Source organism: Streptomyces sp. NPDC096105 (genome assembly GCF_044763335.1).
Taxonomy (GTDB): Bacteria; Actinomycetota; Actinomycetes; order Streptomycetales; family Streptomycetaceae; genus Streptomyces.
In genome coordinates, this window is sequence record NZ_JBIWGC010000009.1 from 138153 (window position 1) to 152401 (window position 14249).

10 protein-coding genes are annotated in these 14249 nt (G+C 72.9%); 8 read left to right on the forward strand and 2 right to left on the reverse strand.

The features are described 5' to 3' along the window. Window positions 1-7: 7 nt before the first annotated feature. The 6 genes from pruA to ACIQ8B_RS16820 all read left to right on the forward strand — a co-directional run bounded on the left by pruA (window position 8) and on the right by ACIQ8B_RS16820 (window position 8333). Entirely contained in the window at window positions 8-1639 is a 1632-nt protein-coding gene (gene pruA, locus ACIQ8B_RS16795) for an L-glutamate gamma-semialdehyde dehydrogenase (RefSeq protein WP_290006746.1), read from the forward strand. Window positions 1640-1963: 324 nt separating this feature from the next. Further along, entirely contained in the window at window positions 1964-2092 is a 129-nt protein-coding gene (locus ACIQ8B_RS16800; protein WP_274543349.1) for a hypothetical protein, read from the forward strand. An 89-nt stretch (window positions 2093-2181) separates the two neighbouring features. Continuing rightward, window positions 2182-3225, forward strand: a complete 1044-nt coding sequence (locus ACIQ8B_RS16805) for a 3-isopropylmalate dehydrogenase (protein WP_290006745.1) — start codon at window positions 2182-2184, stop codon at window positions 3223-3225. A 251-nt stretch (window positions 3226-3476) separates the two neighbouring features. Next, window positions 3477-4565 carry a branched-chain amino acid aminotransferase gene (locus ACIQ8B_RS16810; protein WP_403547571.1) on the forward strand — a complete coding sequence of 363 codons (1089 nt, stop codon included), beginning with the start codon at window positions 3477-3479 and terminating at the stop codon, window positions 4563-4565. Window positions 4566-5263: 698 nt separating this feature from the next. Continuing rightward, a complete protein-coding gene (gene cimA, locus ACIQ8B_RS16815; RefSeq protein WP_403547573.1) occupies window positions 5264-6865 on the forward strand; it encodes a citramalate synthase in 1602 nt (533 codons plus the stop codon). Between the two features lie 112 nt (window positions 6866-6977). Next, window positions 6978-8333, forward strand: coding sequence for a hypothetical protein (locus ACIQ8B_RS16820; RefSeq protein WP_403547575.1), 1356 nt, complete (start codon window positions 6978-6980; stop codon window positions 8331-8333). 141 nt (window positions 8334-8474) lie between these two features. Here ACIQ8B_RS16820 and ACIQ8B_RS16825 read toward each other — a convergent pair whose 3' ends face one another. Both ACIQ8B_RS16825 and hpnR read right to left on the reverse strand, forming a co-directional pair. Beyond that, window positions 8475-9077, reverse strand: coding sequence for a YceI family protein (locus tag ACIQ8B_RS16825; protein ID WP_403547577.1), 603 nt, complete (start codon window positions 9075-9077; stop codon window positions 8475-8477). 161 nt (window positions 9078-9238) lie between these two features. Further along, window positions 9239-10738, reverse strand: coding sequence for a hopanoid C-3 methylase HpnR (hpnR, locus tag ACIQ8B_RS16830; protein WP_403547579.1), 1500 nt, complete (start codon window positions 10736-10738; stop codon window positions 9239-9241). A gap of 289 nt (window positions 10739-11027) precedes the next feature. Here hpnR and ACIQ8B_RS16835 point away from each other — a divergent pair, with 289 nt between their 5' ends. Further along, window positions 11028-11867 carry an SDR family oxidoreductase gene (locus ACIQ8B_RS16835; protein WP_290006820.1) on the forward strand — a complete coding sequence of 280 codons (840 nt, stop codon included), beginning with the start codon at window positions 11028-11030 and terminating at the stop codon, window positions 11865-11867. 66 nt (window positions 11868-11933) lie between these two features. Beyond that, window positions 11934-14219: a polysaccharide lyase 8 family protein gene (locus ACIQ8B_RS16840; protein ID WP_403547581.1), complete on the forward strand. Its 2286-nt coding sequence runs from the start codon at window positions 11934-11936 to the stop codon at window positions 14217-14219. Window positions 14220-14249 lie beyond the last annotated feature (30 nt).

A 14249-nucleotide genomic window follows, 5' to 3' on the forward strand; every position in this document is an offset into this window, starting at 1 on the left:
GGAACCCATGGACGCTGTGACCCAGGTCCCCGCCCCCGTCAACGAGCCGGTGCACGGCTACGCCCCCGGAAGCCCCGAACGGGCCCGCCTGGAGGCCAAGCTCAAGGAGCTGGCCGACAACCCGATCGACCTGCCCTGCACCATCGGCGGCGAGAAGCGGATGGGCGGCGGCGAGCGCTTCGACGTCGTGCAGCCGCACAACCACAAGGCCCGCCTCGGCACCTACGCCAACGCCACCCGGCAGGACGCCCAGGACGCCATCGACGCGGCCCTCGCCGCCGCCCCCGCCTGGCGCGCGATGTCCTTCGACGACCGCGCGGCGATCATCCTGCGCGCCGCCGAGCTGCTGGCCGGCCCCTGGCGCGAGACCATCGCCGCCTCCACCATGCTCGGCCAGTCCAAGACCGCCCAGCAGGCCGAGATCGACAGCCCCTGCGAGCTGGTCGACTTCTGGCGCTTCAACGTCCACTACGCGCGGGGCATCCTCGCCGAGCAGCCCCCGGCCAACTCCCCGGGTGTGTGGAACCGTCTCGACCACCGGCCGCTGGAGGGCTTCGTCTACGCGATCACGCCCTTCAACTTCAGCGCCATCGCCGCCAACCTGCCGACCGCGCCCGCGCTGATGGGCAACGTCGTGGTGTGGAAGCCGTCCCCGACGCAGACCCACGCCGCCGTGCTGCTGATGCGGTTGCTGGAGGAGGCCGGGCTGCCCAAGGGCGTCATCAACCTGGTCACCGGCGACGGCCTCGCGGTGTCCGAGGTGGCGCTGGCCCACCGGGACCTCGCGGGCATCCACTTCACCGGCTCCACCAAGACCTTCCAGCACCTGTGGAAGACGGTCGGCCAGAACATCGAGAAGTACCGCACCTACCCGCGCCTCGTCGGCGAGACCGGCGGCAAGGACTTCGTCGTCGCCCACCCGAGCGCGGACCGCGCGGTGCTGAAGACCGCGCTGACCCGCGGCGCGTTCGAGTACCAGGGCCAGAAGTGCTCGGCCACCTCGCGCGCGTACATCCCGGCCTCGATCTGGAACTCCGGCTTCAAGGAGGAGTTCGCGGCCGAGGTGGACGGCATCCCGATGGGTGACGTCACCGACCTGTCGAACTTCATCGGCGCCGTCATCGACGAGCGGTCCTTCGCGAAGAACAAGGCCGCCATCGACCGCGCCAAGGAGGACCCGGCCTGCACGATCGTCGCGGGCGGCACCTACGACGATTCGGTCGGGTACTTCGTCCGCCCGACCGTCATCGAGTGCACCGACCCGGAGAACGAGGTGTTCCGCACCGAGTACTTCGGCCCGATCCTCGCCGTGCACGTCTACGAGGACGAGAAGTACGACGAGATGCTGACCCAGATGGAGTCGGTGTCGGACTACGCCCTCACCGGCTCGGTCATCGCGAACGACCGCGCGGCGGCGGCGTACACGATGGAGAAGCTGCGCTACGCGGCCGGCAACTTCTACATCAACGACAAGTCGACCGGCGCCGTGGTCGGCCAGCAGCCCTTCGGCGGCGGCCGGGCCTCCGGCACCAACGACAAGGCGGGCGCCCCGCAGAACCTGATGCGCTGGACGCTGACCCGCGCCATCAAGGAGACGCTGGTCCCGCCGACCGACTACACGTACCCGCACATGGGCTGACGCCCTCCCCGGACGCGAACGGGCCAGGTCACCCCCCCGACCTGGCCCGTTCGTGTGTCCGAACACGGAAGAACCGCAGGTCAGGGCGGTGTGACCCACTCCACCGTCTCAAATAGTAGGAAGCCCAAGTAATTGTGCAGACAGGCGCCTGTCGCGCCCTTACTTTTGTAGGAGCCGAACGCATCGCTCGATCCAGCGAACGGCGGTTGTGAGCCGGTCCCGTGCAGGCGACCCCTGCGGCCGCGACTCCCCGCCCCTTCCGGCGTCTCGTCACCCTCCGCGCGTCTCCGAGTCCGCGCGCCTTTTCGAAGGAGTCGATCCGTCATGCCCGAGACGACCGCCCGCCGCGTCCGCCGTTCCGCCCGCAGCGCCGAGAACGACCGCAGGAACGCCGCCGCCGCACTGCAGCGCGCCCTCGACCGCCGGGACAACGGCGGCTCGACCGGCCACTGAGCCGTCGCCGGCCGGCCGCTGACACGCCCGAGGCGTCCGTATGCCGGACGCCCCATGTCATCCCGTGGGACGAGGAGTAGGGTGCCCGCATGTCTCGCAGCATCGATCTCGCAGTGATCCCCGGTGACGGCATCGGCCAGGAGGTCGTGGCCGAAGGCCTGAAGGTCCTCTCCGCCGTCCTCCCGCAGGATGTGAAGCTGGAGACCGAGGAGTACGACTTCGGCGCCCGGCGCTACCACGCCACCGGTGAGACCCTCACCGACGCCGACCTCGACGCGCTCCGGCGGCACGACGCGATCCTGCTCGGCGCCATCGGCGACCCGGGCGTCCCGTCCGGAGTCCTCGAGCGCGGCTTCCTGCTGAAGCTCCGCTTCGCCTTCGACCACCACGTCAACCTGCGCCCGTCCAAGCTCCTCCCGGGCGTCGCCACGCCGCTCGCCGGACAGCCCGAGATCGACTTCGTGGTCGTCCGCGAGGGCACCGAGGGCCCCTACACGGGCAACGGCGGCACCATCCGCAAGGGCACCCCGCACGAGGTCGCCACCGAGGTCTCCGTCAACACGGCCTTCGGTGTCGAGCGGGTCGTCCGCGACGCCTTCGCCCGCGCGCAGGCCCGTCCGCGCAAGAAGCTGACGCTGGTCCACAAGAACAACGTGCTGACCTTCGCCGGCCACCTGTGGACGAACGTCTTCACCAAGGTGGCCGAGGAGTACCCGGACGTCACCACCGACTACATCCACGTCGACGCCGCGACCATCTACCTGGTCACCGACCCCGGCCGTTTCGACGTGATCGTCACCGACAACCTCTTCGGCGACATCATCACCGACCTCGCCGCGGCCGTCTCCGGCGGCATCGGCGTCGCGGCCTCCGGCAACATCAACCCGAGCCGTGAGTACCCGTCCATGTTCGAGCCCGTGCACGGCTCGGCCCCGGACATCGCCGGCCAGGGCAAGGCGGACCCCACCGCCACGGTCCTGTCCGTCGCCCTCCTGCTGCGCCACCTCGGCCACGACGCCGAGGCCGCCCGCATCGAGGACGCCGTCTCCGCCGACCTCGCGGAGCGCGGCGGCCTGCCCGCCCGCAGCACCTCGCAGATCGGCGACGCCCTCGCCGCACGCGTAGCCGGCTGACCCGGCGCCCACCTCGACACACTCGAAGCCGCCGGGTCGCATCCGCACCCGGCGGCTTCGACGCGTTCTCCCGCCGGGTGCCGTCAACGACCACCGGGCCGCATTCACCCTGTTTCTTCCGCCGCCTCCGCCGGGCGATAATCGAACGCGGAGCCGCGGATTGAGGGAATGCTCGGACGTCCTAGTACTGGCCACGGGCCGTACGGGCGTGTGCGCGGCCCGTCACTACAACCGGTGAAGGACAAGCACTCATGACGACGCCCACGATCGAGCTCAAGCCCTCGGCCCACCCCCTCTCCGACGCGGAACGCGAAGCGATCCTGGCCAACCCCGGCTTCGGCCGCCACTTCACCGACCACATGGTGACGATCAAGTGGACCGAGGGCCGCGGCTGGCACGACGGCCAGCTCGTCCCGTACGCGCCGATCTCCCTCGACCCGGCGACCACGGTGCTGCACTACGCGCAGGAGATCTTCGAGGGTCTCAAGGCCTACCGGCAGCCCGACGGGTCCGTCGCCACGTTCCGCCCCGAGAAGAACGCCGAGCGGTTCCAGCGGTCCGCCCGCCGTCTCGCCATGCCGGAGCTTCCGGTCGAGACGTTCATCGAGGCGTGCGACGCCCTGGTCGCCCAGGACCAGGCGTGGGTGCCGGCGCACGGCGGCGAGGAGTCCCTCTATCTGCGCCCCTTCATGATCGCGACCGAGGTCGGGCTGGGCGTGAAGCCCGCCAACGAGTACCTGTTCCTGGTGATCGCCTCCCCGGCCGGCGCCTACTTCCCGGGCGGCGTGAAGCCGGTCTCCATCTGGGTCTCCGAGGACCGCGTCCGGGCCGTCCCCGGCGGCATGGGCGACGCCAAGACCGGCGGCAACTACGCGGCCTCCCTGCTCGCGCAGGCCGAGGCGGCCGCCAAGGGCTGCGACCAGGTCTGCTACCTCGACGCCGTCGAGCACACGTGGGTCGAGGAACTGGGCGGCATGAACCTGTACTTCGTGTACGGGAACAAGATCGTCACGCCGACCCTCACCGGGTCCATCCTGGAGGGCGTCACCCGTGACTCCCTGCTGGGCGTCGCCCGCGACCTCGGATACGAGGCGGTCGAGGAGCGCGTCTCGGTCGAGCAGTGGCAGCGCGACGCGGAGAACGGCACCCTCACCGAGGTCTTCGCCTGCGGCACGGCCGCCGTCATCACGCCCGTCGGCACGGTGAAGCGGGCGAGCGGCGAGTGGCAGCAGAGCGGCGGCGAACCGGGCGAGGTCACCCTCCGCCTCCGCCGGGCCCTCCTCGACATCCAGCGCGGCACGGTGGAGGACAAGCACGGCTGGATGCACAAGCTGACCTGACGGAAGGGGGGGGCAGGGCCGTCGCCCCGGCCCCCTCCCGCCCCCCTCGGGACCGCGCCCCGGTCCGCCGCGCGGGGCTGCCCTCCCTCCGGCCCCGCCCCGGGGCCGCGCCGCCCTTGTCCCCGGTCACGGCCGGGTTCCGCCGCCCCGGCCCTGTCCGGGGGCCCGCCGCCGGCCCCGCTTCGGGCCGCCGGGGCGGGACCCGACCCGCGGACGCCGGCCGTCACGCCGTCCGGCTGCGCGCCCTGCTCGACGGTCCGGCCGTCCACGTCGCGATCGGCCCGCGCGGCACCGGCCGGCCCCAGGCCCGGACCACGAACAGATCGCTCGACGAGACGATGCTCGCGGGCGCCTGGGCCCCGCCCGGAGAGCATCGGGCCGCGTCTCATCGCGCCACGCCGGCCGCCCGCATCCTGAGACGGGCGGTGAGCGGGAGGGCGGTGTGTGCCAAAATCCCCCCGTGCTCTCGTTCGCCACGATTATTGGCAGCAGGCGCGCCGGTCCGCAGTGACCGCACGTACGACACCGTACGGGCGGACACCGTCGTCCTCGACCCGCGCGCAGACCTCTCGCACCCGCGAGGGGTTTTTCTGTTTCTCGGCCCACCCGCAGCCGGGAACCGGGCGCGAGGGACCATGGGGGAACGGTGGAACCGGTCATTCCGGTAGACCGAGATCCAGTACAGGAGCCTTCAGACCATGACCGCAACCAGCGAGCCCGACGACTCGTTCCACGTCTTCGACACCACCCTGCGCGACGGCGCCCAGCGCGAGGGCATCAACCTCACGGTCGCCGACAAGCTGGCCATCGCACGGTACCTGGACGAGTTCGGCGTGGGCTTCATCGAGGGCGGCTGGCCCGGCGCGAACCCGCGGGACACCGAGTTCTTCGCCCGGGCCCGGCAGGAGATCGAGTTCCGCCACGCCCAGCTGGTCGCCTTCGGCGCCACCCGCCGCGCCGGCACCACCGCCGACCAGGACCCCCAGGTCAAGGCGCTCCTCGACTCCGGTGCGCAGGTGATCACGCTGGTCGCCAAGTCCCACGACCGGCACGTCGAGCTCGCCCTGCGCACCACCCTCGACGAGAACCTGGAGATGGTCCGCGACACCGTCTCCCACCTCCGCTCCCAGGGCCGCCGCGTCTTCGTCGACTGCGAGCACTTCTTCGACGGCTACCGCGCCGACCCCGCGTACGCCAAGGCCGTGGTCCGCGCGGCCGCCGAGGCCGGCGCCGACGTCGTCGTCCTGTGCGACACCAACGGCGGCATGCTCCCCGCGCAGATCCAGGCCGTGGTCGCCACCGTGCTCGCCGACACCGGCGCCCGTCTCGGCATCCACGCCCAGGACGACACCGGCTGCGCGGTCGCCAACACCCTCGCCGCCGTCGACGCGGGCGCCACCCACGTGCAGTGCACCGCCAACGGCTACGGCGAGCGGGTCGGCAACGCCAACCTGTTCCCGGTGGTCGCCGCGCTGGAGCTGAAGTACGGCAAGAAGGTGCTCCCGGACGGCCGGCTGCGCGAGATGACCCGCATCTCCCACGCCATCGCCGAGGTCGTCAACCTCACCCCCTCCACCCACCAGCCCTACGTCGGCGTCTCCGCCTTCGCGCACAAGGCCGGACTGCACGCCTCCGCGATCAAGGTCGACCCGGACCTGTACCAGCACATCGACCCCGAGCAGGTCGGCAACACCATGCGCATGCTGGTCTCCGACATGGCCGGCCGCGCCTCGATCGAGCTCAAGGGCAAGGAACTCGGCATCGACCTCGGCGACGACCGCGAACTGGTCGGCCGGGTCGTGGAGCGGGTCAAGGAGCGCGAGCTCAAGGGCTACACCTACGAGGCCGCCGACGCCTCCTTCGAGCTGCTGCTGCGCGCCGAGGCCGAGGGCGGGCCGCTGACGTACTTCGAGGTCGAGTCCTGGCGCGCGATCGTCGAGGACCGCCCCGACGGCACCCACGCCAACGAAGCCACCGTGAAACTATGGGCGAAGGGCGAGCGCATCGTCGCCACCGCCGAGGGCAACGGCCCGGTCAACGCCCTCGACCGCGCCCTGCGGGTCGCCCTGGAGACGATCTACCCGCAGCTCGCCAAGCTGGAGCTGGTCGACTACAAGGTGCGCATCCTGGAGGGCAAGCACGGCACCCAGTCCACGACCCGCGTGCTGATCTCCACCTCCGACGGAGCGGGGGAGTGGTCGACGGTGGGCGTCGCGGACAACGTCATCGCCGCCTCCTGGCAGGCGCTCGAGGACGCCTACGCCTACGGCCTGCTGCGCGCCGGGGTGGAGCCCGCCTGACCCGGCCCGGCGCGGCGGATCCCGCGGCCTGAGACGTCCGGACCGGAGGGCAGAAGGAATGCCCACCGGTCCGGATGTCCGTTTCGCGACGTATTCGGGTAGCGTCGAACATATGAAGGTCGCACTGATGCGCACCCTTGTCCGCCTGTTGATCGTGCCGGTGGCCGCCGCACTGGCGGTCCTGATGGCCGGTGCGCCGGGGGCGCAGGCGGCCACGGACGTCTCCGTCGTCGCCGAGAAGCTGCGCGAGAGCCCCGTCTACGTCGATCCCGAGGCCCGGGACATCCTGTCGGAGTCCGACGCCGAGGCCCTCGCCGACAAGATCGAGGACGCCGACAAACCCGTCTTCGTCGCCGTCCTCCCGGCCGACTTCCCCACCCAGAACCTCTTCCATGACCTGCGCACCGAGACGGGCGTCACCGGCCTGTACGGCGTCCGGCTCGGCGACCGCTTCGACGCCCGCGCCGACAGCAGTGTGCTCAGCCGGCAGGGCGTGGCCAACCTGGTCGGGTCCGTGCAGGGCGCCGGGGACGCCAAGGCCCAGCTCAACGACTTCGTCGACAGCGCCCTGCGCAACATCGGCGGCGGCGGGCCGAACTCCTGGAGCGACGGTTCCGGTGAGGTGCCCGTCGGCGGGCTGATCACGGTCGGCGCCCTGGTGGCGGCCGGCGGCGCGGGCGCGTACGCGGTGTCCCGCCGCCGCAGGCGCCGCCACGAGGAGGAGCAGACGGCCGCGCTGGAGAAGCTGCGGGTCGTGGTGGACGAGGACATCACCGCGTTCGGCGAGGAACTGGACCGCCTCGACTTCCACCCGGGCGAGCCCGGGGCGGACGACGCGATGCGCGCGGACTACGAGCGCGCGCTGGACGCCTACGAGAAGTCCAAGGCGTACATGGCGGCGGCCCGCAAACCGGAGGACGTCCGGGCGGTGACCCAGGCCGTGGAGGACGGCCGGTTCGCGCTCGCGTCGCTGGCCGCCCGCCGGGAGGGCAGGCCGGTGCCGGAGCGCCGCCCGCCGTGCTTCTTCGACCCGCGCCACGGCCCCTCCGTCGCCGACGCCCGGTGGACCCCGCCCGGCGGGACGGAGCGTGAGGTGCCGGTGTGCGCGGCCGACCGGGCCCGCCTGGCCGACGGGCGCGATCCCGCGGTCCGCGAGGTCGACACCGAGTACGGCCGCCGTCCCTACTGGGAGGCCGGCCCGGCGTACGGCCCCTGGGCCGGCGGGTACTTCGGCGGCGGCCTGCTGCCCGGCCTGCTGGTCGGCACCATGCTCGGCGGCATGATGGCCGGCCCCGGCTACGCGGCCGGCTACGGCGCCGGGTACGGCGACTTCGACGGCTACCAGGGCGGCGACGTCTCCGGCGCGGACTTCGACGCCGGTGACTTCGGCGGCGGGTTCGGCGGAGGCGGCGACTTCGGCGGGGGCGGCGGCTTCGGTGGCGGCGGCGACTTCGGCGGAGGCTTCTGACCGACGGCGGCGCGCGTCCGGGGCCGGGGCACGTACCGCCCGGGGCGCGCGAGGCCGCGCGCGCCCACGCGCTTTCAGGCACATGACGAGCGCCCGCCCTCCGGTACCGGGGGAGCGGGCGCGCTCGGATACGGCGGGGCGTCAGGCCTTGCGGATCGCCGAGATGTCGAAGTTCAGCTTGATCTTGTCGGAGACCAGCACGCCACCCGTCTCCAGGGCCGCGTTCCAGGTCAGATTCCACTCGGAGCGGAGGATCTCGGCCCTGCCCTCGAAGCCGACGCGCTCGTTGCCGAACGGGTCCTTCGCGGCGCCGTTGAACTCCAGGTCGATGGTGATCGGCCTGGTGGTGCCGAGGATGGTCAGGTCGCCGGTGATGCGGTAGTCGTCACCGCCCAGGGTCTCCGCCTTGGTGGAGCGGAAGGTCATGTCCGGGAACTCGTCGGTCCTGAAGAAGTCCGCGCTCCTCAGGTGACCGTCGCGGTCGGCGTTGCCCGTGTCGATGCTGTTCATCACCACGTCGATCGAGGCCGTCGACCTGCTCGGGTCCGTGCCGTCGAGGTGCAGCTCGCCGGAGAACTCCGAGAAGTGGCCCTTGACGTTGGTGACCATCGCGTGGCGGGCGACGAAACCGATCGTGGTGTGCGCGGGGTCGAGCGTGTAGTCGCCGGTCAGCGCTGCCAGGTCCGGGCTCACCGCGGAGCCGGTGGCGCCCTTGTCGTCGTCCTTGCGGCCGAAGAGACCCATGGTGTTCCTCCTGGGGGACGGGAAGATTCAGTTGAAGCTTCAACTAGCTTGCACGGCCCACCGTAGACCCATTCCCTTCAATATTCAACATCTTTCGGGAAGCTGTGTCGCGATCCGTTCGCCCGGACGAACGGGGAGCACCGGCCGGACCCGGGCCGGACCTAGTCAGGCAGCCGGCGGGCCGGTGCGCCCTGGGTCGCGCCGCGGGTGTGGACGTACAGCGTGCGCCGGTCGCCCACATCGAGCCGCTGGGGGAGCGGCAGCTCGTGACGCACCGGACGCGCGTGGTCGGCGAGCTGCCGGCGCGGGTCGTACACCTGGTTGAACCTCCACAGCATGCGGGCGAAGTTCGTCTGCCCGTGCGCCAGGTTCCGGGCCAGCACCCGCGCCGCCCCGAACGCCGTGCGCAGCCCCAGGTGCTTGCGGTTGATGACCGCCTGGGTGCGCACCAGCTCCTCGTAGAAGCGGTCCAGCGGCAGCGTGGTGGGCACCACCGCGTGCTGGATGTCGAACAGCCGGTAGTCGCGGGTGGTGAGCCGGCGCGACTCGGTGTGCCAGATCTCCGTGCCCGGGTACGGCGTCATCACCGTGAAGTGCACGATCTCCGGCACGGCCATCGCGAACTCCCGTACCACACGGAAGCGTTCCTCGTCCCAGGCCGGGTCCACGATCAGGTTGACGGCGACCTTGATGCCCATCCGCCGGGCCGTCTCCAGCGCCTTCAGGTTCTCGTCCGGGCTGACCCGCTTGCGGTACAGGTCGAGCCCCTCGGCGTCGATCGCCTCCATGCCGAGGAACATGTACCGCAGCCCCAGCCGTGCCCAGCGCTCGAACACCTCCGGGTGGCGCAGCAGCACGTCCGAGCGGGTCTCCAGGTAGTACCGCTTGCGGATCCGGCGCCGCTCGACCTCCGCCGCGATGGCGTCGCCGTGCTCGGGCCGGATGAACGCCACGTCGTCGACGATGAACACGTTCGGCTCGCGGACCGCTGCGAGGTCGTCCGCCGCCGCCTCCGGGGACGCCTTGCGGTAGCTGCGGCCGTAGAACGTCCAGGCGGAGCAGAACGAGCAGTCCCAGGGGCAGCCCCGGGTGAACTCGACCGACGCGCACGGGTCCAGTTCGCCGATGAAGTAGCGGCGCCGGCCGCGCGTCAGGTCCCGGGCCGGCAGCGGCTCGTCGATGCCGTGCAGCATCAGCGGGGCGGGGCCGTGCCCCGACGCCGTGACGACACCCGGCACCCCGTCCACCCCGCCGTCCCGCACCGCCTCGAGCAGCGGTCCGACGGCGGGCTCGCCCTCGCCCCGCACCACGGCGTCCACGGCGCCCTTCGCCTGCTCGATGACCTCCTGGGCGACGAACGAGACGCTGTGGCCGCCGAGGAACACGAAGCACTCCGGCAGCTCCTCCTTCACCCGCTCGGCCAGCCGGATCGCCTCGGGAACGTTCGCCAGGTAGTTCAGGGAGATGCCGAGCGCCTCCGGACGGAACGACCGCACCTCGTCGCGCAGCCGCCGCACGCTCAGCACCTGGAGATCGACCACCCGGACCTCGTGACCCGCCTCGCGGGCGGCGCCGGCCACCCGCTCCAGGCCCAGGGGTTCGAGCCGGAGGAAGATCTCGGAGTACATCAGGGCGCTGGGGTGGACGAGCAGCAGGCGCATCAGGGGACCTCGTCACGGTGCCGGGGAAGGGGCGGAACGTCCCTTTCGTAACCCGGCGCGCCCGGGCGCGTACGGTCCATACGCCCGCATGGCCCATCCGGCGGCACGCAGGAGTGGCCCCGCCGCGCGGCGGGAGCGGCCCCGCGACCGCACGGGTCACGGGCGGCGGAACCCGCGGGCGGGCCCCGCCGGGGCCGCCGCGAACGGGCCGCTGCGCTGGCGCGGCCCCCCGGACCGGGGGTGTCCTGGATGGCGAGGCCCGCAGCGACAGCGCATGGGAGACCGACTCGTGACCACCACCGGCTCCGATTCCACCTACGACCCCCCGGCGGACCCCGCCGCCTCCGCCGCGGCCGCGGCACTCGACCGGACCCCGCCCCGCGCCGACCGGCGCGTCGCCCTCGTCACCGGCGCGTCCTCGGGCATCGGCGCGGCCACCGCCCGCCGCTTCGCCGCCGGCGGATGGCACCTGCTGCTCAGCGGACGCGACCGGCGCCGGCTCGAGGAGACCGCGTCCGGCACGTCCGCGGTCCTGCTGCCCGCCGACCTCGCCGCACCGGACGGGGCGAAGATGCTGGCCGAGGCCGCGCTGCGGGAGGCCGGACGGATCGACCTGCTGATCGCCGGGGCGGGCATCGGCTGGGCGGGCCCCTTCCTGACCATGCCGCACACCGACATCGACCGGGTGCTCTTCCTCGACCTCAACGCCACCCTGCACCTGGTCCGCGAGGTGCTGCCCGCGATGGTGGCGGCCGGGAGCGGCCGGGTGGTGCTCGTCGGGTCGGTGGCCGGCGCGGTGGGCGTCCGCGAGGAGGCGGTGTACTCCGCCGCCAAGGCCGGACTGGCCGCGTTCGCCGAGGCGCTCCGGCAGGAGCTGCGCGGCACCGGCGTCGGCGTCACCCTGGTGGTGCCCGGCCCCGTCGAGACCGGCTTCTTCGCCCGCCGAGGCCGCCCCTACCACCGCTCCCACCCGCGCCCCACCTCGCCCGGCCGGGTCGCGGCCGCCGTGTGGGACGCGGTCGGCGAGGCCCGCGACGACACCTACATCCCGTCCTGGCTGACCCTCCCGCCGCGCGTCCGCGCCCTCACCCCCGGCCTCTACCGCCGGCTCCTCGACCGCTTCGGCTGAGGCCGTGTGCGTCCCCGCCCGCACGGGTAGGCACCCCGTGTTCCCGGTGCGGGGAGGGGCAGGGACGTGACACGGCGACCGCCGACGGGGGACCCGTACGACACCCTGCGCCGGCGCTGGGCCGGCCTCGCGCTCGGCGCCGGGTACGACCCGGCCGCCGAGCCGTACGCCTCCCGGCTCGCGGAGACGGGCGAGCGCGCCCGCGCCTTCCGGGCCGCGACGGACCCCGCTCCCGGCCAGCTCTGGCCCGACCTGCCCTTCGACCCGCCGTCCGGTGTCACCGCGACCTGCGCACGCCTGTGGACCATGACCCGGGCCTGGGCACAGCCCGGCACCGGCCTGACCGGCGACCCCGGACTGGCCGAGGACGTCCTGCGCGGTCTCGACCACCTCACCGCCACCGTCTGGCGCCCCGGCGTCACCCCCTACGGCAACTGGTGGGAGTGGCGGATCGGCACGCCCCGGCTGCTCACCGACCTCCTCGCCGTCCTCCACGAGCGGGCGGGGCCCGGGCGGACCGCCGCCGTCTGCGCGGCCGTCGACCACTTCGTCCCCGGCTCCGCCCTCACCGCGTACACCGGCGGCTCCACCGGCGCCAACCGCGTCGACCTGTGCCGCGTCGTCGCCCTGCGCGGCGTCCTCGGCCGCGACCCGGAGCGGATCGCCCTCGCCCGGGACGCGCTCTCCCCGGTCTTCCGGCACGTCACCGAGGGGGACGGCCTGTACGCCGACGGCTCGTTCGTGCAGCACGCCCGGGTCGCCTACTCGGGGACGTACGGGCAGGTGCTGCTCGACGGGCTGGGGCGGCTGTTCGCGCTGCTCGCCGGGTCGCCCTGGGAGATCACCGACCCGGCCCGGCGGCACGTCCTCGACAGCGTCGAACACGCCTTCGCTCCGCTGATCCACGACGGACTCGTCATGGACGCCGTCAACGGCCGCGCCGTCAGCCGGGGCCGTCTCACCGGCGACGACGAGCACGTCATGCGCTCCGACCACTACCACGGCGGCCTGCTGACCGCGTCGGTCGCTCTGCTCGCCGAGGGGGCGGACCGCGCGCGGCGCGAGCGGTGGCACGCGCTGGTGAAGGGCTGGATCGCGCGCGACACCGTCTGCGACCTGCTGACCGCCCCCCAGTTCGACGTGGCCGACCTGGCCCGGCTGCGGGCGATCGCCGAAGGACCCACGGCCCCCGCGCCCGCACCCGTCGGGCACCGCCTCTTCGCCGCCATGGACCGCGCAGTCCACCGCCGTCCCCGCTTCACCGCGTGCGTCGCCATGGCGAGCGACCGCATCGCCCACTACGAGTGCGGCAACGGCGAGAACCCGCGCGGCTGGCACACCGGCGCCGGAATGGTGTCCTGGTGGGCGGCCGGCCACGGCGACCAGTACACGGACTGGTTCTGGCCCACCGTCGACCCGTACCGCCTCCCCGGCACCACGGTCTCCACCAAGCGGCTGCCGGACGGCGCGGGCGGCGAGTGGGGCGAACCCGTGCCGGACGTCCGCTGGGTCGGCGGCGCCACCGACGGCACGTACGCGGTCGTGGGCCAGCACCTCAAGGGCCTCGGCTCCACCCTGGAGGCCCGCAAGGCGTGGTTCTGCCTCGCGGACGCCGTCGTCTGCCTGGGCGCCGGCATCACCGGCGCCGACGGCGTGCCCGTCGAGACGGTCGTCGACAACCGCAATCTGGGGGAAGCCGGCACGGCCGTCCTCACCCGCGGCCCCGACTGGGCGCACCTGGAGGGACACGGCGGCTGGATCGTCCTCGACGGCGAACTGCACACCCTGCGCGAGGACCGCACCGGAGCCTGGTCCGACATCAACGCCGACGGCCTGCCCGAACGCCGTACCCGCCGCTGGCAGACCCTCTGGCTGGACCACGGCACCGACCCCGCCGGCACCCGCTACGCCTACGTGCTCCTGCCGGGCGCCGCCCGCGGCGAAGTGTCCCGCCGCGCCTCCGGCCGGGGGTGGCTGCGCGTCCTGGCCAACGACGCCTCACGGCAGGCCGTCGACGTCCCCGCGCCGGGTCTCACCGCCGCCGCCTTCTGGCGTCCAGGAAGCGCGGGAGGGCTCACCGTCTCCCGCCCGGCCGCCGTGCTGCTCCGCCGCCGGGGGCGTACCGCTAGGCTCTGCGTGAGCGACCCGACCCGAACGGGCGAACCGGTGGAGATCGAATGGGATCACCCCGTACGGGAGGTGGTCGACGCCCCGGACACCGTGGAGATTCTGGCCACCGGCCCCCGGCTGCGGCTGCGCGTCACTCCGGGGGAGGCATGCGCGACCCACATGTGTGAGGCGACTCTCAGCCGAAGCCGTTTGTGCGACCCCGACAAGCACGAGGGCCTCTGAGCAGTCGGAACGCCTGCACGGCCCCCTGGT

Bases quoted from the DNA above. Each gene is read 5' to 3' on its own strand.
- ACIQ8B_RS16810 (WP_403547571.1), top strand. From the start codon at position 3,477: ATGACGACGCCCACGATCGAGCTCAAGCCCTCGGCCCACCCCCTCTCC.
- ACIQ8B_RS16825 (WP_403547577.1), bottom strand. From the start codon at position 9,077: ATGGGTCTCTTCGGCCGCAAGGACGACGACAAGGGCGCCACCGGCTCC.
- pruA (WP_290006746.1), top strand. From the start codon at position 8: ATGGACGCTGTGACCCAGGTCCCCGCCCCCGTCAACGAGCCGGTGCAC.
- hpnR (WP_403547579.1), bottom strand. From the start codon at position 10,738: ATGCGCCTGCTGCTCGTCCACCCCAGCGCCCTGATGTACTCCGAGATC.
- ACIQ8B_RS16800 (WP_274543349.1), top strand. From the start codon at position 1,964: ATGCCCGAGACGACCGCCCGCCGCGTCCGCCGTTCCGCCCGCAGCGCC.
- ACIQ8B_RS16820 (WP_403547575.1), top strand. From the start codon at position 6,978: ATGAAGGTCGCACTGATGCGCACCCTTGTCCGCCTGTTGATCGTGCCG.
- ACIQ8B_RS16805 (WP_290006745.1), top strand. From the start codon at position 2,182: ATGTCTCGCAGCATCGATCTCGCAGTGATCCCCGGTGACGGCATCGGC.
- cimA (WP_403547573.1), top strand. From the start codon at position 5,264: ATGACCGCAACCAGCGAGCCCGACGACTCGTTCCACGTCTTCGACACC.